The sequence below is a fragment of the Vibrio sp. 10N.286.55.E10 genome (assembly GCF_002872555.1).
In the GTDB taxonomy this organism is placed as follows: domain Bacteria; phylum Pseudomonadota; class Gammaproteobacteria; order Enterobacterales; family Vibrionaceae; genus Vibrio; species Vibrio crassostreae.
This window is the reverse complement of record NZ_MCSD01000007.1, coordinates 42,072-68,714: the sequence shown is the minus strand read 5'-3', so window position 1 is coordinate 68,714 and position 26,643 is coordinate 42,072. Positions and strand designations below refer to the sequence as shown.

The 26,643-nt window shown below is 43.3% G+C and carries 24 protein-coding genes; 9 read left to right on the top strand and 15 right to left on the bottom strand.

The window, feature by feature from the left end; translation table 11 throughout:
• Nucleotides 1-67: 67 nt before the first annotated feature.
• Nucleotides 68-703: a LysE family translocator gene (locus BCV39_RS05960; RefSeq protein ID WP_102433342.1), complete on the bottom strand. Its 636-nt coding sequence runs from the start codon at nt 701-703 to the stop codon at nt 68-70.
• Nucleotides 704-1,001: 298 nt separating this feature from the next.
• Here BCV39_RS05960 and BCV39_RS05955 point away from each other — a divergent pair, with 298 nt between their 5' ends.
• On the top strand, nt 1,002-2,474 hold the full coding sequence (locus BCV39_RS05955; RefSeq protein ID WP_102433343.1) for a carboxypeptidase M32: 1,473 nt from the start codon (nt 1,002-1,004) through the stop codon (nt 2,472-2,474).
• Between the two features lie 406 nt (nt 2,475-2,880).
• Here BCV39_RS05955 and BCV39_RS05950 read toward each other — a convergent pair whose 3' ends face one another.
• The 3 genes from BCV39_RS05950 to BCV39_RS05940 form a co-directional block, all read right to left on the bottom strand.
• The gene (locus BCV39_RS05950; protein ID WP_102433344.1) at nt 2,881-3,702 is read right to left on the bottom strand and encodes a hypothetical protein; all 822 of its coding nucleotides are present in this window, start codon (nt 3,700-3,702) and stop codon (nt 2,881-2,883) included.
• Between the two features lie 91 nt (nt 3,703-3,793).
• Nucleotides 3,794-4,591 (bottom strand): hypothetical protein, encoded by a 798-nt coding sequence (locus tag BCV39_RS05945; protein WP_102433345.1) that lies wholly within the window; start codon nt 4,589-4,591, stop codon nt 3,794-3,796.
• Between the two features lie 62 nt (nt 4,592-4,653).
• Nucleotides 4,654-5,700, bottom strand: a complete 1,047-nt coding sequence (locus BCV39_RS05940) for a DUF1214 domain-containing protein (protein ID WP_102433346.1) — start codon at nt 5,698-5,700, stop codon at nt 4,654-4,656.
• 178 nt (nt 5,701-5,878) lie between these two features.
• Here BCV39_RS05940 and BCV39_RS05935 point away from each other — a divergent pair, with 178 nt between their 5' ends.
• Nucleotides 5,879-6,883 carry a LysR family transcriptional regulator gene (locus BCV39_RS05935; RefSeq protein WP_102433347.1) on the top strand — a complete coding sequence of 335 codons (1,005 nt, stop codon included), beginning with the start codon at nt 5,879-5,881 and terminating at the stop codon, nt 6,881-6,883.
• Nucleotides 6,880-7,806, top strand: coding sequence for a LysR family transcriptional regulator (locus BCV39_RS05930; protein WP_102433348.1), 927 nt, complete (start codon nt 6,880-6,882; stop codon nt 7,804-7,806). Before BCV39_RS05935 ends, BCV39_RS05930 begins: the two co-directional genes overlap by 4 nt.
• Nucleotides 7,807-8,227: 421 nt before the next feature.
• Here BCV39_RS05930 and BCV39_RS05925 read toward each other — a convergent pair whose 3' ends face one another.
• Both BCV39_RS05925 and BCV39_RS05920 read right to left on the bottom strand, forming a co-directional pair.
• Nucleotides 8,228-9,844 (bottom strand): endonuclease, encoded by a 1,617-nt coding sequence (locus BCV39_RS05925; protein ID WP_102433349.1) that lies wholly within the window; start codon nt 9,842-9,844, stop codon nt 8,228-8,230.
• 439 nt (nt 9,845-10,283) lie between these two features.
• Entirely contained in the window at nt 10,284-10,640 is a 357-nt protein-coding gene (locus tag BCV39_RS05920) for a hypothetical protein (protein ID WP_102433350.1), read from the bottom strand.
• Between the two features lie 215 nt (nt 10,641-10,855).
• On the opposite strand from BCV39_RS05920, the gene BCV39_RS05915 reads away from it, so the two are divergent.
• The 4 genes from BCV39_RS05915 (at nt 10,856) to BCV39_RS05900 (ending at nt 15,675) form a co-directional block, all read left to right on the top strand.
• Nucleotides 10,856-11,812 carry a DUF2860 family protein gene (locus tag BCV39_RS05915; RefSeq protein ID WP_102433351.1) on the top strand — a complete coding sequence of 319 codons (957 nt, stop codon included), beginning with the start codon at nt 10,856-10,858 and terminating at the stop codon, nt 11,810-11,812.
• Nucleotides 11,813-12,034: 222 nt separating this feature from the next.
• The gene (locus tag BCV39_RS05910; RefSeq protein WP_102433352.1) at nt 12,035-13,126 is read left to right on the top strand and encodes a calcium:proton antiporter; all 1,092 of its coding nucleotides are present in this window, start codon (nt 12,035-12,037) and stop codon (nt 13,124-13,126) included.
• Between the two features lie 85 nt (nt 13,127-13,211).
• Nucleotides 13,212-14,618, top strand: a complete 1,407-nt coding sequence (locus BCV39_RS05905; RefSeq protein WP_102433353.1) for a magnesium transporter — start codon at nt 13,212-13,214, stop codon at nt 14,616-14,618.
• A 127-nt stretch (nt 14,619-14,745) separates the two neighbouring features.
• A complete protein-coding gene (locus tag BCV39_RS05900; protein WP_102433354.1) occupies nt 14,746-15,675 on the top strand; it encodes a LysR family transcriptional regulator in 930 nt (309 codons plus the stop codon).
• A 32-nt stretch (nt 15,676-15,707) separates the two neighbouring features.
• Here BCV39_RS05900 and BCV39_RS05895 read toward each other — a convergent pair whose 3' ends face one another.
• The 4 genes from BCV39_RS05895 to BCV39_RS05880 form a co-directional block, all read right to left on the bottom strand.
• Nucleotides 15,708-17,384, bottom strand: a complete 1,677-nt coding sequence (locus BCV39_RS05895) for a mechanosensitive ion channel family protein (protein WP_241902318.1) — start codon at nt 17,382-17,384, stop codon at nt 15,708-15,710.
• Nucleotides 17,385-17,747: 363 nt separating this feature from the next.
• Entirely contained in the window at nt 17,748-18,788 is a 1,041-nt protein-coding gene (locus BCV39_RS05890) for an alpha/beta hydrolase (RefSeq protein WP_102433355.1), read from the bottom strand.
• 512 nt (nt 18,789-19,300) lie between these two features.
• Nucleotides 19,301-20,302 (bottom strand): metal-dependent hydrolase, encoded by a 1,002-nt coding sequence (locus BCV39_RS05885; RefSeq protein WP_102433356.1) that lies wholly within the window; start codon nt 20,300-20,302, stop codon nt 19,301-19,303.
• A 220-nt stretch (nt 20,303-20,522) separates the two neighbouring features.
• Nucleotides 20,523-21,332, bottom strand: coding sequence for a sulfite exporter TauE/SafE family protein (locus BCV39_RS05880; protein WP_017064214.1), 810 nt, complete (start codon nt 21,330-21,332; stop codon nt 20,523-20,525).
• Between the two features lie 342 nt (nt 21,333-21,674).
• Here BCV39_RS05880 and BCV39_RS05875 point away from each other — a divergent pair, with 342 nt between their 5' ends.
• Nucleotides 21,675-22,652 carry a DUF1852 domain-containing protein gene (locus BCV39_RS05875; RefSeq protein WP_102433357.1) on the top strand — a complete coding sequence of 326 codons (978 nt, stop codon included), beginning with the start codon at nt 21,675-21,677 and terminating at the stop codon, nt 22,650-22,652.
• 69 nt (nt 22,653-22,721) lie between these two features.
• The gene (locus BCV39_RS05870; protein ID WP_102433358.1) at nt 22,722-23,750 is read left to right on the top strand and encodes a methionine synthase; all 1,029 of its coding nucleotides are present in this window, start codon (nt 22,722-22,724) and stop codon (nt 23,748-23,750) included.
• 100 nt (nt 23,751-23,850) lie between these two features.
• Here the strand turns inward: BCV39_RS05870 and BCV39_RS05865 are convergent, their stop codons facing one another.
• From BCV39_RS05865 to BCV39_RS05845, 5 genes are all read right to left on the bottom strand, one after another.
• Nucleotides 23,851-24,333: a tetratricopeptide repeat protein gene (locus BCV39_RS05865; RefSeq protein ID WP_102433359.1), complete on the bottom strand. Its 483-nt coding sequence runs from the start codon at nt 24,331-24,333 to the stop codon at nt 23,851-23,853.
• A gap of 27 nt (nt 24,334-24,360) precedes the next feature.
• Entirely contained in the window at nt 24,361-24,912 is a 552-nt protein-coding gene (gene cyaB / locus BCV39_RS05860) for a class IV adenylate cyclase (RefSeq protein ID WP_102433360.1), read from the bottom strand.
• Nucleotides 24,913-25,001: 89 nt separating this feature from the next.
• Nucleotides 25,002-25,394, bottom strand: coding sequence for a hypothetical protein (locus BCV39_RS05855; RefSeq protein WP_102433361.1), 393 nt, complete (start codon nt 25,392-25,394; stop codon nt 25,002-25,004).
• Nucleotides 25,387-25,836 (bottom strand): GNAT family N-acetyltransferase, encoded by a 450-nt coding sequence (locus tag BCV39_RS05850; RefSeq protein WP_102433362.1) that lies wholly within the window; start codon nt 25,834-25,836, stop codon nt 25,387-25,389. The genes BCV39_RS05855 and BCV39_RS05850 overlap by 8 nt, the downstream gene beginning before the upstream one ends.
• 80 nt (nt 25,837-25,916) lie before the next feature.
• On the bottom strand, nt 25,917-26,495 hold the full coding sequence (locus tag BCV39_RS05845; RefSeq protein WP_102433363.1) for a DJ-1/PfpI family protein: 579 nt from the start codon (nt 26,493-26,495) through the stop codon (nt 25,917-25,919).
• Nucleotides 26,496-26,643: the final 148 nt, after the last annotated feature.

Here is a 26,643-nt window from a genome sequence, read left to right as displayed (position 1 = left end):
GCCCACGCTAATTTGGTCACAATAACCTAGCGTGGGCTTTAATACGTTCATCACGAACCAGAAATACCTAAACCGGCTTTTCCATGAGAAGCTTAATGCCCAGCCCCACCAGCACTATGCCAGTCACTACTTCCATCCACTTCATAAAGCTCGCATTCTTTAGCAAATTTTTAGCCGAGTTAAGTGCACCAGCCAAGCCACATTGCCACAGCATAGCAATCATGAAGTGTACCGAAGCCATCAACATAGATTGTAATAACGGCGAACCTTCAGGGTTTACGAACTGAGGCAAAAAAGCCAAATAGAAAACCGCTGTTTTCGGGTTAAGCACATTAGATAAGAAACCTTCACGCAAAGAACGTTTTGCGCTGTAGGCTTGATGAGTTTGCTCGCCAACCTTCAGCCCGCCACCATTTTTCATTAAGGCGCGTAAACTGCTTAAACCAAGCCAAATCAGGTAAACCGCACCCACCATTTTAACGGCTTGAAAGAGTTCAGCTGATTGAGCAAGAATCGCAGAGATACCCACTGCAGAGAAAAAGGCGTGCACATAAAGACCACTACAGATACCAAAGCTGGTCATCACACCATCAGATAAGCCAGAGCGACTGGTATTGCGAATTACCAAAGCCGTATCCAAGCCTGGTGTTAACGTTAAAATCGTGATGGCAATCAGAAATGCCTCAAAGTTCAAAATATCCATATTATTGTCATTCTTGTTCAGCGATCTATCATCAATACCGTGTATCTGAAAAATTCGCAAGCAACAATTGCCACCAGCTATACAAGTCACTGATTTTGTGCACAATGGTACAGTTTAATTTGTTAAGAAATAGTAAATTCAAGGCATCGTACCGCCTCACGCTTTTCTCGCTATATCTTCGACTACGGAGGTCAGCGCCATTAAAAAGCAGAGCCATAATCAAAGTACATGAGAGATGAAACTTAACGCTGACGCGGCCCTAAGGATCATTTAAAGAAACCAAATTAAGAGTAGTCAAATGAGCGCATTCAAAAAACTAGTCGAACACTCTCAAAAATGTTCCCGCTTTCAACACCTAGCTTCTATTTGTGGTTGGGACCAAGCTTCCATGATGCCAGCTGGCGGTAACCAAGCACGTAGTGAAGCGATGGCCGAGCTTTCTGTTCATATTCACGGCCTAATGACTCAGCCACAACTTGGCGATTGGATTGCAGACGCTGAAAACGAAGCGCTGAACACCGAGCAACAATCGTCACTTCGTGAAATTAAACGCCAGTGGCAACAAGCAAACCTACTTCCAGAAAAACTGGTTGAAGCGAAATCTCTAGCGGGTTCAAAATGTGAACATGCGTGGCGTAGCCAACGCGGTAACAACGACTGGGTTGGTTTTGAAAAGAACTGGCGTGAAGTGGTTGAGTTATCACGTGAAGAAGCACAAATCCGCGCAGATGCCGCTAACTTAACTCCTTATGATGCGATGCTTGATATCTATGAACCGGGCACCAGCTCTGCTTCACTGGATATCTTATTTGCAGACGTTAAAACATGGCTTCCAACCCTGATTGACGAAGTGATCGAAAAGCAATCGAGCGAGCAATTTAACGCGCCATCTGGTATCTACTCGACTGAGAAACAGAAAGCACTGGGTTTAGAAGTCATGAAGCTGCTTCAGTTCGATTTTGAACACGGCCGATTGGATGAAAGTGTTCACCCATTCTGTGGCGGCGTGCCTTCAGACGTGCGTATCACAACGCGCTACGACGAAGCGGAATTCGTTCAAAGCTTAATGGGCATTGTGCATGAAACAGGGCACGCACGTTACGAACAAGGCTTACCAAAACACCTAGCAGGCCAACCGGCGGGCGAAGCACGCTCTATGGGTATCCACGAATCTCAATCTTTGTTCTTCGAGATGCAAGTTGGCCGCAGCGACCCGTTCATCGGGCACTTAGCAAACTTGGCTGGTCAGCAATTCTCAGGCTCAGAGTTTGAGAAAGAGAACTTCCAGAAGATCTACACACGCGTAAAGAAAGACTTCATCCGTGTTGATGCCGATGAGCTGACCTACCCAGCGCACGTTATCTTACGTTACGAGATTGAGCGTGACCTGATTAACGGCAAAATCAAACACACTGATGTTCCTGAACTTTGGAACACTAAGATGCAGTCTTACCTTGGTTTAAGCACTCAAGGCAACTTCACTAACGGCTGTATGCAAGACATCCACTGGACAGACGGCGCATTCGGCTACTTCCCATCTTACACATTAGGTGCGATGTACGCGGCTCAGTTCATGGCTTCAATGAAGAAAACGGTTGATGTGAACTCAGTAATTGAAAGCGGTGATCTATCACCGATCTTCACTTGGTTAGAGTCAAACATTTGGAGCAAAGGGAGCCTGCTGAGTACCGATGATTTGGTGAAAGGCGCGACGGGTGAAACCTTGAATGCTCAATTCTTCAAAGACCATTTAAGAAGCCGTTACCTTTAATGGAATAGGCTGTATAGAACAGCGAATGAATTAAAGGCTGAGCAGATTACTGACTCAGCCTTTTTAATCACATTTTCAAAACATACTTAGGTTGATTTGAAGGCTTTATCCCTTCATCGAACTTAAAAATCACGGAATATCCTGGTACCTGCTAGTACGGAATTGGACAAAAGTGAGTCAGTGACACTGCTAAATTAGCATTCAATGGATTACTTGAAGTATAGAAAAAATCTATTGTAGTGACCAATTCACTCAGCCACTACAAACCGAGTTGCAAATCAAAATACACTCTGACTTTTCAGAGTACCTCAGGCATCGCAACCATGAGCTAAGCAAACACAAAGGTAGCAAAACTAACGATGTCACTACAGTACGTGATTGCTAATCAATTATTCATGCATTGCCTCTAAAAACGCCAGTCAAAACCCACTGAAACCTTCGCTTCATCGCCTCGGATGTAGTCTTTATCCAAGCCCTGAACATCATTGACTTCCATATGAGTGTACTTACCTTCAAGGTAAATATTGAACACCCCTTCCCCAACGGTTGTTCTCACGCCTTGTAACAGCACTAAATCCACCATTTGTAGGTCAACACCACCATAGCTTGAGCCACCAAATGCTTGGAATACGGTATAGTGTGTGTCGTTCCATGGGTGTAAGCCATAGAGGTTCACGGACGCCATATGCGCATCATCGCCACCTAGTGCTTGCTTAACCATATCACCAGTAAAACCGGCAAACTGACCAGAGCCTGTAGAGTAACCATTCATAAATGACACTGAATTTAGGCCATTCGCAATCTTATTTGTGTCGATATCGATATACGAATAGTTCACCGATGGGAAAAACTGAGTGGTGCCATTCGTCGCGGTAAGGGGCAGCATGTAACCTACGGTGTATAAGTCCATCGCCTCAGTAAAGTTAGTATCAAGGTAAACGCCGCCAAAACGTTGGTCAAAGTTCGCTAGTCGAAAGCGTGCGTCTTCTGATTGAGTGAAATACTCACCAATCATGATTGTTTGGGTTGCGTATTCGCCCCCACCATAAAGGTTGTTGAATCCACCACCTGCAACCAGTTTAATCTCGCCGCTGTTATCTGTCGCGATACCACCACGCCAAGCGGTATTACGAGGGTCTGCATCATGGACATCGTCTGCCATAACGGGTGCTGAAAGTGTTAGTGCTGAAGCAATCGCTAGAGAAAGAAGAGTTTTTACGTTTTTCATTTGTATGCCTTTAAATATGTAATCATCAAAGACACATCCGTGTGCTGGTGTCGCTTATATTGGTCACATGCGACGAGTTAATTTGAATGAGTTAGAATTGATAGTTCACTTCGATACGGTGGTCACCGTTGGCGTAATTGGTGTTTTCAGTCCAATTCGCAAAATATCGAACATTGGTTCGGTCATTGATCTGGTAACTGACGGCCGCTTCATGGGTAAACACGCTATCGCTGCCTTCCATACTGCCATTTTGGAACGGATCTGAGCCTGAGATTGTGCCCATGTACATTGGGTTGTAGTTGACCCAAATGTTGTCGGTTAACTCTAGCTTTCCGTACATTCCCACTACATAGAATGAGCCATGTAAGTCCCAACGGTCTTGAGCTTCCAGTGCGCCTTTGTTGTTTTGGTCAAAGCTCTCACCAAATGCTAAGCCTGCTCCAGCAAGAGGGTAAAGGTTTAATGGGCCCATTTTGGGCAGAGCTTGAATTAGGCTATAAGAAGCTGTGCCTTGAGTACCCAGGTCGCTATCAAATGCGACATTGACATCCACCTGAGCGCCGCGACCATTGGTCAAATCCACACTGAAGTTTCGGTATCTTAAAGAGTCGATGCTGTCGTCCGCGCCGCGACCATTCCAGCCGATTGCATCGCCAGCGAAGCCTTTTACTTCAAGGACGTTCATCGCCATGGTGTTTGCATCACCGGTGTCGTATGCCTGACCGATTTTTAGGTTTAGACCTTTATCTGTGTACCCTAAGCCTGCTTGGGTATAAACCGATAGCGGGTCAGACATGTCCTGCACGTCTTGAGTGTCAGCCAATGCTGAACCTGATAGAGCCACTGCCACTGATAGGGCGATTGAAGAGAGTGATTTATTGTTAATCATTGTCATGCCTATAGAAATTCGTATTTAAATCTAGAAGGCACATCCTTGTGCAGTAATGAACATTAAAGTTGCTTCAGAGAAATCTCTGGCATTGTGTAGTCACCAGCAATGATGTTTTGTGCAGGCTCATACACTCGTAATAACAAGTTCCAGCCTTCTGTTGTATCCAAACGGTTTTCAATATCACCACACACTTCTGTATTGCCGTAATGCATCGTGAACGTGCCGTCTTCATTCATCGCTGCGACTTCACCGTTGATGTTGTTATGGTCAGAGAACATGTAACCTTGGTTGTCATAGACAGTGATAGACCAAAAAGCATCGTTCTCAGGCACTTCATAAGTCGCGGTGTAGCATTCCTGCGTACTTAAGTGTGGCGCTTGTGCGATATAAACAGTTTCTGAACTCGGGAATAGTCCCCATGAAGTCGCTACCGCCATGTTATGGCCTTCGTATCGGTCGACTTCTCCACGCTTACCTTGCCAGTCATTTGGGTATTGAGTGATGGTATCTCTCATCTCTTTTTCGTATTCAGCACGCAGCTCTATCATTCCCGGCCAATCCCAGTTTGCTAGAGGCTTCGGCTCTTCACTGCCCGAAGTCACTTCTACTCCGTTTAGAATGTCACGTGCAATTTGGATGTCTTGCTCATCGTTTGAGTCGAACAGCTGAATACGTGGAATCGCAACGATGTAGCGCGTGTCTGCTTGTCCTTCAAACTCATGAACGGTGTTTGAGCCTTTCAGGATATCGATGGTCTTGTGTTCGTTATCCAGCAGGTAAACCGATACGTAACGATTTTCAGGGTGCTCCGGAATTGAAATCGTGAAGCCCTCCGATGTATCTACTGGAATACCACCGTATAGTGTGTCGCGATTCATTCGTGGTACAGGCTGCACGTCAACTGGCGTTGGTTCAGAAAAGATAATGCCTTGGTTCATGCCACCTGCGTCGAAAAAACGCTGAATTCGAGCGTCCATTTCAACTTCGACAAAGTTCTCAACGGTGACATTAATCGGTGCTGCGTCGTTTGCGATTGCAACATTTGCGCCTAAAGAAAGTGCCAGTGTTGTTGCTAAAGTGATTGGTGATAGAGTTAGCTTGTTCATGTTTAATTCTCTGATTTTAAAAGTTTTATTATTGCGCCTCCTTCGCGTTCATTCGTCACATCAGTTGACGGGGAGAAATATATACAAATACTAAATCAGAAAAAATCGAATTGGAGTTGAATTAACTATTCCTCAAATTCATAATACTAAGGACACAAGCAGCACTGAGGGGAAATCAATGGAAGATGACCTAATGTTCCGGTTGGACTTCAATAGTTTGAAAGCGCTCAAAGTCCTCGGAGAAGAGAAAAACACCAAGAGAACCGCAGAGCGTCTAGACATTGGCCAACCAGCTATCAGCAAAACGCTGAAAAAACTTCGCCAGCAGTTTGACGACCCGCTTTTCACACTGAAACAAAACCGTTTAGAGCCTACACCTAAATGTGAAGCGATATTGGGGCAACTACCCAGTGTGCTCCGAGAGCTAGAAGAGCTTTTTAAAGATGAGCTGAGCTTTAACCCATTAGCCTATTCTGGTGACATCCGTATTCACATCAACCCCGTACTGAATCACCCACTGTCCAGTATTTTAATTGAGAAACTGAGTGTACTCGCACCCAACGCGACCTTGATTGTCGAAGATTGGGCCGCATCAACCCAAGAGCTACTACGTCAAAACCAGGTCGATATTGGCGTCAGCTTTTTCCCGATCAGCCAGTCTGATGGTCTCTTCCAGGAGGTCCTGTGTTCTCCTCATTTCAAGCTGTGTTGTCGAAAGGGACATCCACTTATCAATAAGCACCCAATCACTTTAGAAGATATTGCGGCTGCTTACCTAGTGCTCTCGACCATGCCTGGCATCGCTAACAATGAAAACTACATAGAAACTTATCTCAGACGAAGGGGCTACATCGCCAATGTCATGCTGCGAACGGATAGGATGGATATGTGTTCAGAGATCTTGCAGTCAACCGATGGAATCATGCCGGTCAGCGAGATAGTTAGCCCTCTGATGCAGGAAGAAAACCTGGCTCTGCTTGATGTTGCGCATCTTGATGATGTAGATCACTACCCTATTGCTTATACGGTGGCAAACCGAGTTAGAGAAAGTGCCTATTCTCAATGGCTGATCGAAATCACCCAAGAAAGCATCAATGAGATCATGGCTCTTTGTGACAACCCAAATGATCAATATGTTTACCCGACTCTGACCGTTGAACAAATCAATGAGGCGAGCCGATGAAAGACAATCAAATGCATAACCTTGATTTTAATTCTATCAAGGTGCTCAAAGTACTCGGCGAAGAGCTCAATACACAAACGGCAGCTGATCGTTTGTTCTTAAGTCAATCTGCTGTGAGCAAAGCATTAAAGCGACTTAGAGTGCAATTCGATGACGAGCTGTTCATCCGAACGCATCACGGTATGGTGCCAACAGAAAAGTGCACCCGCTTGTTATCGAAGCTCCCCTCTGTCATGCGTAACTTGCAAGAGCTGTATAGCCACAAAGATGAGTTTGTGCCTGAAACCTATCGGGGACAGATAAAAATTCACCTGAATGGAACACTCGCTCGACCCTTAATTAGAACCCTTTTCATGAGGTTGCATCAGCTAGCGCCAAAAGCCATTATCACGCTTGAGAGTTGGTCGACGACAACTGAGAGGCAAATCTTAGCAGGTGATATTCACATTGGCATCAACTACACCCCTATCGACGTGTCCCACAATATCGCGCAAATTGAAACCAACGCACCCGAGGTGCGATTGTGTTGTCACAAAGACAGTCCACTCGCTAAAAAAGATAAAGTGTCGCTCGAAGATGTCGCGCAATATCCCCTCGTTGTCGTGCGTATGCCCGACTATGTGCGAAAGGACAACCGAATCGTTTCCTACTATCAAGAACGTGGCTTTGAGCCTCGTATTTTACTGAGGAGCGATAAGTTAGATATCTGTTTAGATACCGTCAGAAAAATACACTCTGTCATGGCGGTGTGTGAGATCACGAGACAAGGGCTTTTTGAAGAGTTAACTCTTCTCAACATTAACCATTGGGAAGGGGTAGTTCACAACAAAATTGGCTGCTTTGTGAATCAGAAGTTTCAGGACACACCATTCTCACAGTGGCTCATCGACGTTATTCAAGCAGAGATCGAAGCTCTCTACTAAGTGAATATAACGTGGTCAGATCCAATTTAGTGCAACTGGCTCAATACTTTTATTCTCCTAGTTCGATTCGCAGACATGATGGTCAAATTAGCCAATTTGACTTTAATTGATAACTTTAAGTATGGAAAACATACTGCTTCCAACAGATGAGGGTTATTTACCCTAAACAGTTTGGGGCATAAATGAGCTACAGCTTCCCCTAAATTAACAATTCAGAGATAACTAAAGGTATGGAAAGTCGCTTAACATAGCGTCCAGTTTGATGGTGTAGATCACTGACAAGTATACGGGTCTTCAGACAATATGCTTTTTCAAATATTTAAAATCATGCTCTCTAATGCCTCTCAATAAAAAAGCCCAAACAAAGGATTGGGCTCAATTCAATAATCATGAAGCCATTGTCATGGTGGTTATATTCCGATTAATTCCCCCAGATTTGACTTACAAACTCTGGATGGTCAATAAACGGATTACGATTCCCTTGAAAATCATATACCGCCTTATTTCGGTCAATTTCTTTTTGGCTTACTGGATCTTCAGAATGCCAACGCTTTAGCATAGTAAGTAGCCAAGGTTCAAAAACGGTTGTATTGGTTCCATCCAGAACGGCATCAGAGCTTGTAGAGTTCCCTTCCCAATTAGCGATTTCATTTTCATAGCGTGTTGCCATGTAGAAATATGCTCTTGCGAAATCACCTTTAAACTCATCAATTGGCTCAAACACCGTACCTACATAACCAAGAGAGTTCGCTGCACTGCCTAACTTAGAACCATTGCTTGATGTGTATGTCGCGCTACTCACCTCACCAAATGGCCAATTACTACGTTTCGAGTTAACGTAGCCGTCAGTGGCAAATAGATGGTGACCGTCAGAGTTCATTGGCTCGACTTTTCCACCAAACCAGCTTTTCGGGAATGAGTGCTCACGGTTGTAGCAATCACCTTCTTTTCTGTATTGACCACATTGATCGGCCACCTTAGTAAATTGGATTGAATCTGAGCCTGAAGGTTTCTCCGAATACATATCGAGAATCGACCCATCAGTGTCATAGTATGCGTCTAGGTCAGCCTCAGACACCAACGTCCAAATAGCGGTGTAACCCTGACTACTATGATTATCAATAATTTGATATAAGGCCGTTTTTAACGCAAAGCCCACTTTGCCTTCAGCGTCTTTGTAATACTCACCTAACACTGGTGGTTCAGTTGGTGGTGTAGTTGAACCACCAATCGTAAATTCTGTACTCTGACTTGCTTGGAAATCACCACCAGATGCCACAACGGTTCCGTTTACCGACAAACTGTATGAACCATTTCCCCCACTGCAGCACATTCCATCTCCATAAGAGTCTGAGACTTCTAGGATGTAGCTACCATCCGCTAAACACATTTCCACTTCATTGATGGTGTTATTTTTATAGTCTGAACCAGAATAAAGAGTTTGAGAAACTGAGTTTTTGAGAGACCAACTGGTTTCAGAACCATAGTTATCCGTCACTAGCGTGAGTGCGGCACTTGTATCATTGCAGCTTTGTGTTGGTGGAGTCTCCGTCGGCTGAAAGTTATCTAAATACACCACTTCCGAACCATCAAAACCTGCATCATCATAAAATCGTATGCCCACAACGATATCTTTAGTGCTAGTAGCGCTGTACGAGTGAGTCAATGCTTGCCACTGATTCGTTAAACCATTATTCGAGTAGCCTAAATAGCCATCAACAAAAAGGCGAGCTTTCACGTTACCTTCCGTGTGGTAAACATCGACAGAGAAATCATAAGTTTTCCCTTGTTCAACACGTATCGTTTGCAGAAAATCGGTATTACTTTGAGTACTTGTATTCACTGTTACTTGTGCTGAGAAACTGCCGTTATTTACAGGAACGCTAGAGGGTGAAACTGCAATGCCGGAGTCAATCACACTCCATCCAGATGGTACGTTTCCTTCCCAGTTTTCGAAACTTCCATTTTGCATTTGCGCGTGTGCACTCGCTGAACAAAGTAATGCAACGCCACTTAGTGTTATTATTCTATTTATCATATAACCTTCTGTTTAATTGGATAAAAACCAACTAAGCTTAGAAAGTAATCAAAAAATGAATGGAGATATAAATCACATTTATAAATGTAAGCATTATGGGTTTTATTAATATATGTGATGTGAGGCAATGCAACATCGATCTGGCAAATACTTTTACACGCTAGATTATGGAAAAAAGGTTCATCTCGGATTTCAGGGAAAAGGCGCAACGGGTGAAACTTTGAATGCTCAATGCTCAATGCTCAATGCTCAATGCTCAATGCTCAATAATTCAAAGATCATTTGAGAAGTCGTTATCTAAAGGCTAACTATAATAGCCAGCAGCGCATTAACGATGAGTTGCTGGCTCGCTACTTAATGATTAGTACAATATATTTATCATGACCAGTCAGCAATCTAGCCTCTTCAACACAGTTCAAACATAACGCCCGACACTAACTTACTTGGCTTGGTATATTCCCCTAGTTATGCGCCCTTCCAAAGACTTAATAATAGATGGAACCATATCTTGTATCGGCGATTCTAATACAATTTCTACGTCTTCTAGCCAATAAATATCCAGTAGTAAACAAATGTCATCAATAAGTTGCACCGCTTCAATTTGATTAACAACATCTGTATTCAAAGGCCATGACTCCGACATATCCAACACAATCAATCGCTTATTGCAGCGTGGCAAATAGAAATCCGTTAATGAGTCTAAATAGCTAACCGCAGTGATCATTAACGTACACTCCCCTTCGCCCAAATCGCAGATTCGATAACGCCGGTTATTTAGAATCAAATGTTGATCCATATTCCTTCTCTCATAACTGTTTACGTACTGTCCATTATCCATATCTGGACTAAATCAAGGAGGAATTAAAGAAATTCAATTTTGCATATCGTTTCAATTCATATATGAATTTCTCTAAACCGTCGCCTCCTCGCATACACAAACTTACTATCCACTCCATCAAATAATTCAACCAACGAATCACACATTTAATTAATCATGCGGAGAGCTATGTTATGAAAAAGATAAGCCTACCTTTTATTTCGCTACTATCGACACTACCCCTTGCAGCACAAGCTTTCGACTCAAGTCGAGTTAGTGGTGAGTTCTCAGTGAATACGGGGTTTGCCACCTCTAACTCAAATCTAAATCCCAACGGCGACAGAATGTTAAAGGGCCTAAATAATAATGTGTCTCACACAAACGAGATCTTTGCAGCGCCTCTTGGAAACTTAAACTTGGCGCTAGATACTCAAGACACCCACCGAGTTTATGCAGGTACGTCTCGTGACGATCTTGCCGTCGGTACTCTCGCCTTTGAGGTTGGATACCAACGTGACTTACCAGATGGAACGCAAATAGACATAGCTTACCTTCCGACAATTGTTTCCGGCGAAGTTTGGGACAACCCCTACCTAGAAGGTACACAAAGAATAACAACCGACGTTGAAGGCGATGCCTATCGTCTAAAGCTATCGAATATTGCCAATACCGGAGTTTCTTTCGATTTAGGCTATGCGACCTCAGAACTTGATAATGAAGGAGTCGCTTATCAAGAGTTAGCGAGAGATCATGATACCTATTTTTTAAAAGGGCAATACCTGTCGATGCTAAACCATCGCTCAGGACTAATTACTGCATTCAGTTATACCGATCATAACGCTGAAGGTTCTGCGGCTTCATATAATCAATACAAAGTTGAAGCCACCTATTTTGCCAATTTAAATGATCATCATTTTGCTGTCACGAGTAGCCATGGTTATCGCGATTTTGAATCAGTTAACCCGCTATTTAATCAAGAGCGCGCTGACTATTTCCACCGAGTATTCGTGGCTTATGAATACAACGATATCCCTAACTGGGAGAACTGGAGCGTGACATCATTTGGTGGCGCAACCCTAAACACATCGAATATCGATTTCTACCAAAGCACCGAATTTTTGATGTCTGTTGGTTTGAATTACCGTTTCTAATTTGTTCCCCTCCGATGAATCAGAGAAAGAATGCCACCACCTACCTGTGACTCTTTCTCGCTTTCGTTTCACAGATGAACACCTCTCATCGGTGCTTTGAATACTGCTTAGCTTTGCTGCTACGCACATAAAAGACTGGATTGGAATCAGTTACTTAAATTTATCCTCGCTTTCTCGTTAAAGGATTATGACGAGCAATTAGGACCACTAAAAAGGGTCATCATGCTCAAACTACTTAAACAAGAACATGTACTTCTCACAGGTGCTATCGCTATACTATTTTTCAAACTAGTTGGCGATAACCTACTCATGAGCGGTTTATCATCCATGTCCTATATACTGCTCACCGCCTTACTTTTCTATGTCGTCATGACTGCTATTTTTGCTGTTGTCCGTCACTCTGACGCACTCGCTATAAAGCTTGGTGACCCATATGGGACACTCATATTGACGCTTTCTGTGGTATTGCTTGAAGTCATTATGGTCTCATCAATCATGCTTACTGGTGATTCAAACCCTGTGCTCGCACGCGATACCATGTTTGCTGTGATCATGGCTGTACTCAATGGGTTTGTCGGTATCACTTTACTGATTGGCGGCCTAAAGTATCACACTCAAACTTATAACCTTCATGGAATCAAAGCTTACTTAGTCGCCATTATTCCACTCGCGATGCTGTGCTTAGTGCTACCCAACTTTGCGAGCGTAGACGCTTTAGGAAATATGTCATCAAGCTTAATGTGGATTTTAGTCTTCGCTTCTGTTGCTTTATATGCGGTCTTTTTGTTCATTCAAACTCGTAGCCATACTGACTACTTTATTAACTCGGATCACGAAGATCACCACGACCATCATGGGCCATTGCAAAGTAATTTATTCCACAGCTTGATGCTAATTGGTTACTTGATTGTGGTAATTCTACTGGCAAAAAGCCTCGCACTGCCGATTAATGATGGTATTTCTACCATGGGTGCCCCCGTCGCATTAGGCGGTTTAATTGTCGCGTTGATCATTCTGGCTCCCGAAGCGGTTGGCGCAGTCAAAGCAGCTCTTACCAATCAACTTCAGCGCGCGATGAACCTCTTCTTTGGTTCTGTCTTGGCAACAATTGCATTGACTGTGCCTGCGGTACTGATGATATCAAGTGTCATGAATGAACCGATTCATCTCGGTCTAGCACCTGCCGAAATGGTCTTGTTAATTACGACCTTACTGATGACGAGTGTCAGTTTCAGTAGTGGCCGAACCAACCCGCTCAACGGCGCCACACACTTAGTCTTATTCTTGGCCTATATCATCTTAATGTTCGATTAAGCCTATGACTTGAAGACTCTGGTCATCTAACCAGAGTCTTTTGAACGATCCTAATCATCACTACCAAGAATAATGCTGAGGCCCCATGACTTTATCAACGACACGTTTACATTCAAAAGCGTCACACTCAACAGAGTCCGAACACCTTTACGAGTCAATACTCACTAGCCTTGAAACGGAGGAAGACAAGCTCTTACGCGAAACCTTGCTCCACGCATATACACCAGCGATCTCCAATGCATTAAGGAGACTAGATGATGATCAAAGAGTTCACGCTTGGTCGCTACTCTCTCAAATAGATCCTGAACTAGCGGCTAACTTAATTGATCACTTAAGTAGCTCTCAATTACGTTACTTAGCAGAAAAACTGCCAATCCAGAACCTCCAAGAAGTTTTCCCTTTACTCCAATCTCCGGACCGCCGTATGTTACTCACTCAGCTTCCATTGGAGCGGTCAACACAGCTAAATACGTCCTTACCCAACGCTTGGCAAAAAGAAGAAAAAGCAGCGCTTAATTATGAATCAGACACGGTAGGAGGTATTTGCAACAATGAAATGTTGAAGGTTGATTCAGACACAACGGTTGCCGAGCTCAGCCATCTTATTTCCGATGATGACTCTAGCTATAACTATCAAGAGTGGCGTTACGTATACCTGCAGGATCGAGATGGTAATTATCTGGGAGCAATCAGGCTCAAAGACTTATTTGGGTTACCTTTCGGTGGGAAACTAAAAGAGCACCTCAACTCCTCACTACTGGCGGTACCGGCTGAGTGGGATTTGAATTCACTAAAAAGTGCACTAGATACGACAACACACCCAGTCCTTCCTGTAATCGATAACTCAGGGTTCCAAATTGGTGTTGTGGGATTTAGACAATTGAATGAGGCGCTGTTTCGTCAATCAAAACAGCAGCTTCTTGAACAAGCTGGTGTATTTGGCGGGGATGAGTTTCGCACCATGCCGACCGCGAAACGTAATCTACGCCGGCTAGCATTTTTGCTACCTTCTGTTCTATTAAGCTACGCAGCGGTATCAATCATTGCTCAATTCGAGCCCGTAATTGAACAATTTGCGCTGTTAGCAGCAATACTACCTTTAGTTGCGAACTTATCCGGTGCAGCTGGAAATCAAGCAGTTGCCGTTTCGATTCGAGAGCTCTCTGTCGGGAACTTGTCACCAAAAGATGTGTTGTTCGTGATCGTAAAAGAGCTACCTATCGGCATTATAAATGGCGCGGTGATTGGCTCAGTTCTCGCTCTACTCTCATTTTTGACTTACGGCGAAGAACATCTCGCATTACCTATATTAGTTAGTGTCGCGTACCTTTTTTCTTCAACGCTAGCAGTGATCACAGGAGGAACGCTACCGCTGATTCTTAAACGTCTGAATCTCGACCCTGCGATGCTATCTAGCCCTCTCCTAACTACATTTACGGATGCCGCCGCTTTTTTTAGTGTGCTGTACCTCGCTCAATCCTTTTTACTCTAATGTGCTATTGCCTCTAAACGAGGCAATATCTAGTTGAATATTATTACATTTCACTTAATCTACATATAAGCCTAACCTAGCAATGGCTAAGTTTTACCACCACTTCTAAATTAACCAAGGACGGTTTATGAGAGAACTACGCGATTTAGATCTAAACCTACTGAAGCTTTTACAAGCGGTTGTTGAAACGCGCAATACCCACCTTGCCGCAGATAAGCTCGGTATCTCTCAAACCAGTGTCAGCCGCGGTATGGCAAAGCTTAGAGATACGTTTGGCGATCAGCTTTTCATTAGAAAAGCACACGGTGTAGAACCTTCAGAGTTAGCAGAAAAATTAGCTGAGGCCGCTGAGGAAATGTTTATTCCATTGGCTAAAGTCATTGAGTCTTATAAGAATTTTGACCCAGAAAGTTTTACTGGCGACATCACTATAGCAATGAATATTTTTTTGCTTGACCAATATGGAGAGGGAATATTTTCAGCTCTGAGAAAAGTTTTACCAAATGCGAACTTCAAAATGATCTATTGGCAAGAACAAACACTTGCCGAAATGCTCAATAGCCAAATTGATTACATGCTGCATTTTTCAGTATTTCCGCTTCCGCAAGAAATATATCAACACAAACTAAAAGAAATAAAGCTCAGTCTCATCGCGCGTAAGAACCACCCAGTGCTCAGCCAATCTAGTGAATGGGAAGATATACACCACTTACCCATCACGCGAATCCTGGTGGATGGTGTGAATTCAAAAAGAGCGCCAATCGAAGATTTGTATTTAGCTAAAGGCTATAAAGCGAGGATTGTATTATCTACACACAGTGTAAGAGTACTGCTAAACAAGTTAAAGAATTCTGACGCCTTCTCATTTGGCAGTAGTTTTATGACAGAAAATGAAACGGAGTTAAGTTGTTATCCGCTGCCATTACTTCCGAAAGAAATGCGCCAACTACAGATCAATGGCGGCTACTTGCAATCCAAGCGAGGCTTCCCATTGAATCAACTCATTCACCAAACACTACAGCACTATTTTGATAAAGTCATTCAACCGGAAGTATAGTAACTCGCACAAAGTACGAGCTACTGGTTTGATTAACCGCTAGAGCTTCGGTGTACTGCCGAAGTTTTAGCTGGATACATGATAGTGTCTCGAATTTCGTATTTGTATTCGTAAGCAAAATCAGGGAATGGGAAGGCTTGATCTTCATGCCACCCTGCAACCACTTGAGCGGCTTTTTCCTTCTGCTCCAAAGCACCTTCATTGCGTTTATCCACCAGTTGGTACTGAGTGGAATGTGCAATAGTTGCACCTACTTGTTCGACATAGGCTAATGCAGCAAACAGAATATCCTCTTGCACAGCCATAAACTCTTCATGGTCACAACACTTGATATAAGCCATCATATTAATGTTGATTGAATACTCGCCAATCCCCATCAATCTGACTCGCACAGGATCTTCATCGATCATAGGGTGTTGCAACAGTAACCTACGTATATGGACAATGAGCACACGTAACTGTTCCAACGTTGCCTCTGGACGCAACCTTAATAGATGGTCCATTCTACGTTTGTCCCGTCGCTCAAGATTATCAATTTCCATATTAGCAAACTCTGAATTTGGTATAGTGATTAACGAACGTTCAAGTGTACGAATACGTGTGGAACGTAAACCGATACTTTCAATCGTTCCTAAGTTGTTATTGCCATAACGACAGAACTCTCCAATTTTAACGCCACCATCTGCGTACAGAGTGAGGCCATTTATCACGTTTTCTAGTACTGGCCTAATTGCTAACGCGACAGCCAAACCACCAACCCCTAAGCCAGTCAAAATAGGGGTTATTGAAAAACCCATAAATTCGATAACATAAATACCCAGAATAACAATGGTTAAGCCACCAAAAATACGTGCTAACACAGTAATCAATGATGAGTCTACATGCTTACCTTGATATTTATTGAATACATAAATATCAGCAAAGTAGTTAAATATGGCCATGATCAACCAAGAAACATAGAAAAACTGTGTCAATAAAAACAGCGTCGAAAAGAACTGATAAGTTGTACCTGTTATCCAGACCCCTTCATCTATCACCCTCCTAGCTAATAGCAAAAGTATCACTGTACAAACTAATGAAATAAGACGTCCTATACGCCACTTTCGCCCATAATTTTCCCAACGGGAGTTCCATCGAACACCTAATAAAAAACTTAACTTAACAAGAGCTGAACACAAGGTGAGCACCCCGGTTAACACTAACCATTGCCATAAAGGTAATGGACCATACAGTTTCTTGAAAGGAGGAGGTAATGATTGAATCAAGTCTTTGGAAAACAAAGGACCAGGAGTAAGCACAAATTCTTGATAATAATCAGTGCGGTTTTCGACTTGATAATCAACAGCAGCTACGGTTCTGTACCAACGAGGTAAACTCTGAACCGTTCCGGAACTAAATAGAAACTGCTCAACATTATCTCCCGACATTTGTTTGGATAATACGATGTCAGTATTGGCAAGACGCCAATGGATCAGGTCATCTTTACTCACTTGCAGCGCGTCTGGAGTTCTAGTGTGTATTTCGCTGTCTAAACGATCGATGATTTCTCTCAGTAAGAGAATCCTTTCCATTACAACCACTGTTCGACTACGGTTAGGCAATAAAGAGAGATCCATGGTACGCATCACTTGTAAATATGCGTGTTGAGCTGCCGGTAGGTGTAACTGTTCACTTCTCCAGTGATCTATTAGCACATCAGATGCGGTCATAAAGCTCGCCAATGTCTGGCTTGGGCTAGAAGTATCAGCAAGTTCGAGAGAGTCATTAGCCAATACATGAGAATTAACCCATGCCAAACACATAATAAGTACTAAACGGGGCACATTACTAAACACAGTTTTCACTACCTCTCGATAGGTTCCCATTTACCTGTGACCGTTGCTTACCTTTCTTTTCATCATATATTGGAGAGAGCCAAAGAGATGAAGAATCCCCATGCTCCCAGAGTGACTGATGCTGAGAGTAATGATGGTTAGCGCGCAATAATGTCAATACACATGTAAACAATGAAGAAAATAGATGAGTCATAACTGTCTCCTAAATAAAGAAGCCACGTCCCTGTGCATTAAAAACTAATTTATATGAGTGTTGAAGAATTGCCCGAGTTCTTTTAAGGCATCATCGGATTCTGGCATATCACTCAAAATGCCATTCATATAATCACCATGTGACTGGCCGTCATAAATATGAAGCTCTGATTCAATATCAGCGCTACGCAACAAACGGTGCATGCGTACAGTATCGCTTAGCAATAAATCCCGTGTCCCGGAGACAAAAATCGTTGGCGGAAACTCTTCAATTTGAGCATAAATTGGCGATAACAGCGGTGAGTCTAGAGGCTCGCCTCCTGCATATAAGTCAAACGTACCTTGAATCAAACCCTCTCTCTGGCCAAGCGCATCAAGTCCTTTTAAAGTATGCCAGGAGTCTGAGGTCTCCTTTAGGTCGACCGCTGGCGTTCCAACAAACAGTGCACCAGGCATAGGTAAATCGAGCTCCTGTAGCTTAAGTGTCGTGGCAAGCGTTAAATTCCCGCCTGCTGATGAGCCAAACAACGCGGTAGATTCCGCTTTTTGAGTTTTAATCAGCTCTTCCCATACTGCTGCAACATCGTTAATAGCAGCAGGAAATGGATGCAGTGGCGGCTGGCGATAATCAACCGAAATCACTTGCGCCCCTAACCCGTTAGCCACCCATATAGCTTCTCGCAACGCAGACTCTCCTCCACCAAATACAAACGCTCCCCCATGAATATGTACTAGCCATTTATCTTTGTATTCGGGGGTAATGTTCTTCGGTGTAACAAAGAAAGTATCCACCCCCGCAAACTGCTTAGCTTCATATGTCACCTCTAAACGTTCGAGGGCTTCCTGCGCTATCTCCATACCTGGAGTATCAAATACTGCTTGCAGGGCGAGCCACTCTTTCGCTGTAGATGGAACCGGAAGTGGCGGAGTGACTTCCCGGCGTTCAATTATCTGAGCCAGTTCGGCGGAAATACCAGTAGGGGTTGGAATAATACGTTCTGTCAGTGTCATTTTAGCGAAGGCAGCCGAGCTTGATAAACCTAACAATAATGCAGGAACAACTGTGCGTAGTGGTTTTAATTTCATAATAACTCCAGAGTTGAATTTCAAAGCCGCGATTGGCTAACTGGGGTCATTATTGCTGTCGAAAAACATAGATACGATGAATTAGAGAAATTCAAATTTGCCAATTAAGAACCACCCATAATGCATTTCTCTAATTCATATCTTATGTCGTCACTCAATGAGATAACACCAGTGACAACAAGAGGAGGATGTATGAAATACTTACCCATAGGCATAATAGCCTTAACTTATTTATTATTTTTCATAACTTTAGTTTCTAGGCTCGCTCTCTAATCATTCGGCGATTCACTTAGTTTGAGTCGAACATTTGGATCAGAGGCAGCCTACTAACTACTGATGATTTGGTTAAAGGCTCGACAGGTGAAACACTCAATGCTCAATGCTCAATGCTCAATGCTCAATACTTCAAAGATCATTTGAGAAGTCGTTACCTATAATTCTCGGTTAGACAGCACAAGAAAAGGCTGAGCAGATCACTGACTCAACCTTTTTGCTTTCAAGACCTCTAACCATTAATCGCCTTTCAACATATTAAAAAAGATCTGTCTGGATTGTGGCGTGTTGTCCCTGTGGGTTTCGTACTTTATATGTGCCTCTGCAACGGCAGATTGAGACAACTTGATGCTCCAAAGCGCTTTGAGTTGGTTTGGAACAATAGAATATCGAACATCGATAACACGCAGCTCATCCGTTGGATCCTGTGCAATATAACCATTCGAGAACCAACGGAAACGTTCAATGTCTTTGGCTTGTTGGGAATTAGGATCAAGCCAGGGGAAACCCTGACTCACATTCAGTTTAGCAATAGAGTCTCCAGGATAGGTTTTAACAGAAGTGCCGACTCGAACAGCATCTACGTAGTATCTAGATTCGGTTTCGTACACCACTTTCCACACTAAGATATTCGCAAAACTCGGTTTAGCCTCTAAGCGAATAGGCGTATGTTGGCGTTCTTGTGCTAATTGCCATCCTATCGCTTCTGCCCTATCCCTCTGAATCATGCCTAACGTCGGATAAGTCAAAGCCCATAGAAACGCAATGCGAGCCAACCAAGGAGTTCGCTTCCATGTTGCAAACGCAAGCAATATTAAGATGGGCAGTGAATAGACAGGATCGATGATCGAAATGGTATTCCAAGCGTAACGTTCGTTGGTGAGCGGCCAGAACAGTTGAGTGCCATACGTAGTACAAGAATCGAGTAAAGCATGTGTGCCATAACCTAACGCGCAATACAGCCAACTCTGTTTAAACGAGAGACCACGCCTTTTTGCAATCAAAGGGTACAAAACCAGAGCGCAAATCAAGCTGCCAATGGGAATAAATAGAAGTGAATGGGTAAACTGTCGATGGAACTCCAATGCGAGTAAAGGATCACTCTCCGATTGAATAAACGCATCTAAATCTGGCGCCATTCCAGAGAGCAAACCTAGAATCCCAGCGACCACCAAATGTTGTTTTTTACTCGCCGATTGTGACAAAGAAGCGCCTAGTACACCCTGCGTTAACGGATCCATAAATCACTCACTTTTAGCATTCCCTTGAATTGAACAAGTACATTTAGCTATAGCAGTGAATCCGGTTAAACAACAAGATTTTGTCAACAGACTCATAGACATAATCGTATAAATGTAGACAGGCAAACAAAAAGAGCAGCCTGATGACTGCTCCTTGTTCGGTTATGTACGCATCATCAAGTGTTCTTATTTACGAACGGATGAAGGTCACTAACCATCATTAACGAGCCACCATGCTTGCCGCGATAACAACCAACAGTACTGAGAAGATCTTCTTGATAGTCGGAACAGGTAAATGGTTGGTCGCTTTTGCGCCTAAAGGAGCCGTGAACCAAGACGTACACACGATACCCAATAACGCGGGTAAATAGACAAAGCCTGCAAAGCCATCAGTTAGAGCAAAGTGGCTACTGCCCGAGGTGATGTAACCGATAGAGCCGAATAGCGCGATAACAATGCCACACGCAGACGCACAGCCAATCGCCTTTTTCATATCGACCGAAAAGAACGTGAGCAAAGGAACGAGTAACGCGCCGCCACCAATCCCTATCATTGCAGACAAACCACCCGTAATGGTTGTCAGAACCGTTAATACACCTTTATTCGGTAGCTTTCGTTCTTTAGGCGCGTCACTTTTACTGCTTAAGAACATCTTAATCGCAATAAGAACCACGCTCACAGCAAACACGATACGAACAACCTTTTCCGGTAATAACGCCGCCATAAAACCACTAACCAAAGCACCTAGGGCAACACCCAACATGATCCAAGGTGCCAAGTCCCAAGGCACATTTCCATTCTTGTGGTGAGCGAGTGCAGAAGAAGTGGAAGTGAACAGTATCGATGCCAACGAGGTAGCGATCGCAGCGACAACAACTTGGTCAGACGGTAGAACTTCTAAATACAGTAAAATGCTGCTTAACACAGGAACAATGATCAGCCCTCCGCCAATACCTAACAACCCGGCTAGAAACCCAACACCACTGCCTAGTAACGCACAGTAGAAAATCAACAACAGCAATTCACTCATTTCATCCATCTCTTAATTAAATTAATTATCTTAAATAACACACTATTAATGTGGTTATATTTCCATCAAGCTAATTAATATAACTGACACCGACTTGAATATTCAAACATATAGATCATGAATATTCCTCATGATGAATGTGAAGTAATACCATTGTTAATGGTCAACCTATCCACGTATAAAAACCTTAAGCGATTAACTTTATACGACATTAATTCTACTAAGCATTAATTTCAGACAGCATAGCCTTCGATTCTTAATCCGGTCACCAGCAAAAAATAAAAACACTTTTAATACTAAAGACCGAGAGAATCAGACAACGAATTGGGATACTAGATCAACATGAATAATGAATTTAACTTTACGATTAAGAGCATTAGCCTCGACGAAAACTACCAGCCTGCAGACAACACGCGTATCACAACCAACTTTGCTAACTTGGCTCGCGGCGACAGTCGTCAAGCGAACTTACGTAATGCACTACAAATGATCGATAACAGTTTCAATGCGTTAGCACACTGGGACAACCCGAAGGGCGACCGCTACTCTGTTGAGCTTGAAATCATTTCTGTTGATATGGATATTGAAAGTAACGGCGAAGCATTCCCTTCAATTGAAGTGCTGAAAACCAACATTCTGAACCACAAAACGAACGAGCGCATTGAAGGTATTATCGGGAATAACTTCTCTTCTTATGTTCGTGATTATGACTTCAGTGTATTACTTTTAGATCATAATAAAGGCCAAGACAAATTCAGTATTCCAGCCGATTTTGGTGATTTACACGGCAAGCTTTTTAAATATTTCGTTAACTCTCAAGCGTACAAAGAGAACTTTAAGAAGCCACCTGTTATTTGTTTGAGTGTTTCAGATAATAAAACTTATTACCGTACTGAAAATCAACACCCTGTATTAGGCTTTGAATACCAACCTAACGAGTCTTCTTTAACTGAACAATATTTCAAGAAGATGGGCTTACAGGTTCGTTATTTCATGCCGCCGAACAGTGTTGCTCCTCTGGCTTTCTATTTCTTTGGTGATCTACTGAACGATTACTCTAATCTAGAGCTTATCAGCACCATCAGTACCATGGGTACTTTCCAGAAGATCTACCGCCCTGAGATCTACAACGCGAACGCGGTTGCGGGTAACTGCTACCAACCAAACTTGAAAAACTTGGATCACTCACTGACCCAAATCGTGTATGACCGAGAAGAACGAAGCAAACTAGCTGTTGAACAAGGTAAGTTCGCAGAAGAAAACTTCATTAAGCCATATCAGTCGGTACTAGAAAACTGGTCTGCCAACTACGCGCTGTAATCGTTCTATTTTACGCGCATTAGGAAACATACGATCCACTTTGGGAATCTAAGGACAGGCAGAATTATTATGAAAACACTATTACCGACTTCAACAGCAGGCAGCTTGCCTAAGCCATCTTGGCTAGCACAACCAGAAACACTTTGGTCTCCATGGAAACTGGAAGGCAACGAGTTAACCGATGGCAAACAGGATGCGCTGCGTGTGTCTCTGCATGAGCAACAGCAAGCCGGCATCGATATCGTGAGTGATGGCGAACAAACCCGCCAACACTTTGTGACCACCTTCATTGAACACCTGAATGGTGTCGATTTCGAGAAGCGTGAAACCGTTAAGATCCGCGACCGCTACGATGCGAGTGTACCGACAGTGGTTGGCCCAGTTTCTCGTCAGAAATCGGTGTTTGTTGAAGATGCTAAATTCTTACGCCAGCAAACTGACCAACCGATCAAATGGGCTTTGCCGGGGCCTATGACCATGATTGATACACTTTACGATGCGCATTACCAAAGCCGTGAAAAACTGGCGTGGGAATTTGCAAAGATCCTCAACGAAGAAGCCAAAGAACTTGAAGCCGCAGGCGTTGATATTATTCAGTTCGATGAGCCTGCATTTAACGTGTTCTTTGATGAAGTGAATGATTGGGGTATCGCTTGTTTAGAAAGGGCCATTGAAGGGCTTAAATGCGAAACCGCAGTACACATTTGCTATGGCTACGGCATCAAAGCAAACACAGATTGGAAGAAGACATTAGGCACTGAGTGGCGCCAATATGAAGAAGTCTTCCCTATGCTGCAGCAATCAAATATCGATATCATCTCGTTAGAGTGCCACAACTCTCATGTGCCACTTGAACTGCTTGAACTTGTTCGCGGTAAGAAAGTAATGGTTGGTGCGATCGATGTGGCAACCGATTCGATTGAAACACCAGAAGAAGTGGCTAGCACTCTGAGAGAAACACTTAAGTATGTTGATGCAGACAAGCTCTACCCTTGCACCAACTGCGGTATGGCTCCCCTACCTCGCGACATTGCCTCAGCTAAGCTGAATGCACTCAGCGCTGGCGCAGAGATCGTTCGTAAAGAGCTTTCAGCGTAACGGCTGATCTGAATAGAAAAGCTAAATCTTGAAGCCTAAGTATCGAATGATGCTTAGGCTTTTCTCGTATTAAGTGAAGCGTGTTAATCACAGCTCTCGCTTACCAAGTTTTATCCAAGTCTTGAGCATACAAAGAGATCGCTCGTTGGTACTCTTTGATCGGCTCGCTATTGGTCGTAGAAACCAACAATTCAAGCAACAGAGACGTTGCCTCTTTATGGCGACCCAAATTATACAAACACATCGCGTAGAAAGGCTGAACTTCAAGGGAATCAGGGTACTCTGCCATCGTCTGTTCGAAATAGCTTAAAGCCTCTGCATAAAGGCCTAGGCTTCGATAAGTACTCGCCAACCCGAAAAGCGCATCAAAACGCTCTACTGAAGACAGTACGCCAGACAGAGACAATACATAGTGCTCAATCGCCTGTTGTTCTTTGCCTTGATTGTCGTAAGACCAAGCTATCTGCAAGTGCGCTTTCGCAACATAATTTTCATCATCGAGTAGTGTCGCCAGCAAATCTCGTGACTCTTGATACTTGGCCTCTTTGCGCAATTCGATGGCTTGTTTGATAATGGTGTCCATAACTCTCCCTAACGCTTAATCGCTGTGCTATGCGTTCATTTCCTCGAACATCTGCTTATAAGATTGAGTTTGTAGTGCTGATTGAGTCAGCCCAAACCGACTGGCTAATAACTCCAACTCATCTTTATAAACCGATAACTTAGACTCATCATCCGTCATGATAGCGAACTCTGCAAAATCACCGATACCCTTTAGTGAGTCGACAGTAATATGAAATTCGCCCACGAAGTAGATACTGCGTGTCTTCTGCGCTTTTAGAATCACTTCGTAACCCAAGTTCTCAAGCATACTCTTGGCATTCGACGCATCGGTGATATTTGTCGCTTCGCACCGGTCAGACTCTGGGCCTTTTACAATCCATAGCTTAATGCCCGATGGCTCCATAGTCCGAATGCACAAACTTTTGTTTTGAGCTTGTAAGCTTCTGTCTGGGCTATCGAAATACCAATCGCACTCAAGATTATCTTGGAGCATCACTTCATGGGGAATAAGACTCAAAGTTTTCAAGAGTTCTGATTTAGAATCGAGGCGATACTTAAGCTCTACTTCGTATTTACCTTGGAAATGGTCGTTAGTCATATACTAGCTCGGTGCAAAAAAGGCGATACTAGCACACGAACCGCATCCGAAATACAAACTGACGCACAACACAAACTAAAGAACTGGAACTATGCACGGCAAGCTAATACGCGCTGCCATTCGTCTTGATTCATTGCCCCTTTCGGAAGGTAAATATTACGTTTTTGCATCGCACCTTTGGTGTAGGAAAGCTTAATAACAGACCCTATACCAAAAGGAAGAATACTTCCCTGTAACTTGATATCGCAAGCGTAACCATCGAAACAAACATGGTTGTTCGATATTTCAAAAGAGCGATTACGGAACTGCCACCATAACGTGACGACTTTTAATACCGCAACAGCACTGAACATCAACCCAATAGTAGGTAGTGATTGACGATCTCCGCCTGAGATCCAGTAAACAAACGCCAATAGAGCGGTTACGAATACCAACTCAAAGAACGTATATTTAATAAAATTTAATTGGATACGGTTATCCATGGCACTCTCTCAATGATGATCCTAAAACCAGCTCCATTTCAACAAGCCCTTTCACTTCAGAAACCTTTGTAAAACCTTTTGACTGATAAAGCTTAATAGCGGGATTCTCACTGAACACACGTAGCACTAACTGAGTCGATGCTTGGTTGTTCGCATGTTCGATCACTAAATCCAAGCACCTAGAGCCAACACCTTTACCTTGATGCTCAGCTAATATCTGAAAGTCTCGGAGAAACGTGGTGCCACTGGTATAACTGAAGCGGATAACACCAATACGGTTACCACCAACATAGACTTCATAGTTATCCAGCTCATCCCAACTACGTAAAAACTGACTATGACCCCAAGCGATGCCACGAGCCTGATAGTAACTCGCCATATTCGTTTTGGTGATTAGCTCAGCGAATTGAGGATCTGAACCTTTGACCAGCTTTACTTGCATATTGTGTCCTTTGTTTTCAAATCACACCGGAATACGGCATAGATAAATGCCACATATATTGAATCATTGTTGATGGTTAGCTATTTACATTCCTGCCAACTGTACTCCATTTGACGCGCAACTTTCTTGGCAAACTGTAGGCCGGTATGTACTGATACCAAATGTAAGCTCATATCTATACCTGCAGAGATACCGCCAGATGTAGTGAATTTACCTGACGCCACCCATCGTTTATCACTGTTCACATTTAAACTTGGGAATTGCTGCGCTAAGTCGGAGATGTCTTCCCAATGAGTGGTTACTGTTAACCCCTCAAGTAAACCTGCTTTAGCTAAAAGAAATGCACCAGTACAAACAGACACGACTTGTGAGGCCGATTCTGAAACAGAAGATATCCAATCGAGCACATTTGGCTTGTTCATTTCGTCAGTATGTATACCACCAACGACCATCAACAAATCTATTTTGGGGTGGTTATTTAACGAGTAGTCAGGCAATACCTTAAAACCGCCGCGAGCTATAACTGGTTCTGCAGTTTCGGAGATTAAGAATACATTTAGATCTTCAGCACCTAAGCGCTTTGCTGTACTGAAGACTTCAAACGGGCCAGAGAAGTCGAGAACTTCTGCTTGATTATAAATATAGATTCCGATGTTCATTGCACCTCCATGTACAACTTAATTAATAACTAGAATTTACCATATGTATCTTGTTCGGCTAATCCATCAACGTAAACCAATTTCAATTGAGAACGGAAAAAGGCAGAGTTCCCTAACGTAATAACCTTCTGCAAATGCGTATCGAAAG

Coding starts and splice junctions, on each gene's coding strand:
- BCV39_RS05960 (WP_102433342.1), bottom strand. CDS start 703: ATGGATATTTTGAACTTTGAGGCATTTCTGATTGCCATCACGATTTTA.
- BCV39_RS05955 (WP_102433343.1), top strand. CDS start 1,002: ATGAGCGCATTCAAAAAACTAGTCGAACACTCTCAAAAATGTTCCCGC.
- BCV39_RS05950 (WP_102433344.1), bottom strand. CDS start 3,702: ATGAAAAACGTAAAAACTCTTCTTTCTCTAGCGATTGCTTCAGCACTA.
- BCV39_RS05945 (WP_102433345.1), bottom strand. CDS start 4,591: ATGATTAACAATAAATCACTCTCTTCAATCGCCCTATCAGTGGCAGTG.
- BCV39_RS05940 (WP_102433346.1), bottom strand. CDS start 5,700: ATGAACAAGCTAACTCTATCACCAATCACTTTAGCAACAACACTGGCA.
- BCV39_RS05935 (WP_102433347.1), top strand. CDS start 5,879: ATGGAAGATGACCTAATGTTCCGGTTGGACTTCAATAGTTTGAAAGCG.
- BCV39_RS05930 (WP_102433348.1), top strand. CDS start 6,880: ATGAAAGACAATCAAATGCATAACCTTGATTTTAATTCTATCAAGGTG.
- BCV39_RS05925 (WP_102433349.1), bottom strand. CDS start 9,844: ATGATAAATAGAATAATAACACTAAGTGGCGTTGCATTACTTTGTTCA.
- BCV39_RS05920 (WP_102433350.1), bottom strand. CDS start 10,640: ATGGATCAACATTTGATTCTAAATAACCGGCGTTATCGAATCTGCGAT.
- BCV39_RS05915 (WP_102433351.1), top strand. CDS start 10,856: ATGAAAAAGATAAGCCTACCTTTTATTTCGCTACTATCGACACTACCC.
- BCV39_RS05910 (WP_102433352.1), top strand. CDS start 12,035: ATGCTCAAACTACTTAAACAAGAACATGTACTTCTCACAGGTGCTATC.
- BCV39_RS05905 (WP_102433353.1), top strand. CDS start 13,212: ATGACTTTATCAACGACACGTTTACATTCAAAAGCGTCACACTCAACA.
- BCV39_RS05900 (WP_102433354.1), top strand. CDS start 14,746: ATGAGAGAACTACGCGATTTAGATCTAAACCTACTGAAGCTTTTACAA.
- BCV39_RS05895 (WP_241902318.1), bottom strand. CDS start 17,384: ATGACCGCATCTGATGTGCTAATAGATCACTGGAGAAGTGAACAGTTA.
- BCV39_RS05890 (WP_102433355.1), bottom strand. CDS start 18,788: ATGAAATTAAAACCACTACGCACAGTTGTTCCTGCATTATTGTTAGGT.
- BCV39_RS05885 (WP_102433356.1), bottom strand. CDS start 20,302: ATGGATCCGTTAACGCAGGGTGTACTAGGCGCTTCTTTGTCACAATCG.
- BCV39_RS05880 (WP_017064214.1), bottom strand. CDS start 21,332: ATGAGTGAATTGCTGTTGTTGATTTTCTACTGTGCGTTACTAGGCAGT.
- BCV39_RS05875 (WP_102433357.1), top strand. CDS start 21,675: ATGAATAATGAATTTAACTTTACGATTAAGAGCATTAGCCTCGACGAA.
- BCV39_RS05870 (WP_102433358.1), top strand. CDS start 22,722: ATGAAAACACTATTACCGACTTCAACAGCAGGCAGCTTGCCTAAGCCA.
- BCV39_RS05865 (WP_102433359.1), bottom strand. CDS start 24,333: ATGGACACCATTATCAAACAAGCCATCGAATTGCGCAAAGAGGCCAAG.
- cyaB (WP_102433360.1), bottom strand. CDS start 24,912: ATGACTAACGACCATTTCCAAGGTAAATACGAAGTAGAGCTTAAGTAT.
- BCV39_RS05855 (WP_102433361.1), bottom strand. CDS start 25,394: ATGGATAACCGTATCCAATTAAATTTTATTAAATATACGTTCTTTGAG.
- BCV39_RS05850 (WP_102433362.1), bottom strand. CDS start 25,836: ATGCAAGTAAAGCTGGTCAAAGGTTCAGATCCTCAATTCGCTGAGCTA.
- BCV39_RS05845 (WP_102433363.1), bottom strand. CDS start 26,495: ATGAACATCGGAATCTATATTTATAATCAAGCAGAAGTTCTCGACTTC.